The organism is Microbacterium sp. Bi128, assembly GCF_918698205.1.
This window is the reverse complement of sequence record NZ_CAKKMM010001543.1, coordinates 1-1,151: the sequence shown is the minus strand read 5'-3', so window position 1 is coordinate 1,151 and position 1,151 is coordinate 1. Positions and strand designations below refer to the sequence as shown.

Below are 1,151 nucleotides of genomic sequence, written 5' to 3'. Positions count from 1 at the left end.
CCCCATACGTTCTCGAACAGGTCGCTGAGGGCTTCTAGCTCCTGGGCGAGCCGAGCGAACGGTCCCAGGCCGTCGGGCCAGTGGCCCACCTGCGAGCCATACCAGACTGGGTGAGGGGTGATGTCCTCGTCATCGACCTGAAAGCTCGCCCAGCGCTGCGGTTCATGGCATCGAAGGTCTCACCATGGAATTCGGCCACCGGCTTCGGGCTGAGGTTAACGTTGGCGCTCATGCCGTTGCCGGTGTCTAGCCGCAGGACGTGCTCGGAGAATTCGAATTCCATGTCGAAGGCGTCATGGCGGTCGGGGATGGAAGACGTAGTCAAGCCGCGCGGGGTGAGGTACAGCGTCACCTGCCACCAGTGGTTCAGCATCGGAGTGTGCGCAATGCGGATCTTGCCGACAATCTGCGTCCACATGTGGAGGTGTCCCCGGAGTTGCGGCCACCCGTTATGAGCGCCAAAAACTTCAGACGCGTCCATCACACGTCCTTCACAGACAGAGGCCGACTCGACGTCTTCAGTGCGGCCGTACCCGCTTGTTCCATCCGTGGAAGGGCGCCCAGTTGCCCGCATCCCATGCCTCACGGAGGCCGGGCGTGCTGAGGTCCCAGTCAGGCCGGATCTCCTTCGTCACTGCGCGCAGGTCACGGCGGAGGTCGTCGACGGAGGGACGCCCCCAGAACCAGTAGCCGTTGTAGATGCTGTGGATGACCAAGCCGGGCTTCAGAACGAGCGTGTGCGGGATCATCGGGTCGTGGTCCGGGTCGGTGTATTCCTGGATGTCCAGATCCTTTTGCACCGTGCGGCCAGGATCAGAGAGGAACGGCCATTGCGCCCCCACGGACCCACGGAATTCCTGGAGCACGTGATGGTCATCGGTCGCAATGGTCACCATCCGCGTGTAGGCCACAGCGACCCTCGGGTAGAACGCCGCAAGTTCAAGGTGGTGCTGATGCTCCTTAGGGCAGTAGTGTCCGCGCGACAGCATCAAGACCAGCGGGTCCTCCCCCTGCAACTCACTGAGCCTGCGGGGGATGTTCTCGTGGTCAGGCAACTCGTAATCGGGGAAGATGCCGCCAGGTGCAATATCCGAGCGCACGATTCGGCCGCCTTTCACGTGCCGGTGAGCGGCGACTGTCCCTGCCATCGA

At 62.8% G+C, this 1,151-nt stretch carries 2 protein-coding genes; both read right to left on the bottom strand.

Annotated features, from left to right (window positions below):
- Positions 1-34: 34 nt before the first annotated feature.
- A complete protein-coding gene (locus LQV45_RS34410) occupies positions 35-418 on the bottom strand; it encodes a DUF5996 family protein (RefSeq protein ID WP_230012361.1) in 384 nt (127 codons plus the stop codon).
- 100 nt (positions 419-518) lie between these two features.
- Positions 519-1,151 (bottom strand): redoxin domain-containing protein (locus LQV45_RS34405; protein WP_230012359.1); only part of this gene is annotated, 633 nt, incomplete at its 5' end.

Excerpts from the sequence above, each read along its gene's own strand:
- LQV45_RS34410 (WP_230012361.1), bottom strand. The coding sequence starts at position 418 with ATGTGGACGCAGATTGTCGGCAAGATCCGCATTGCGCACACTCCGATG.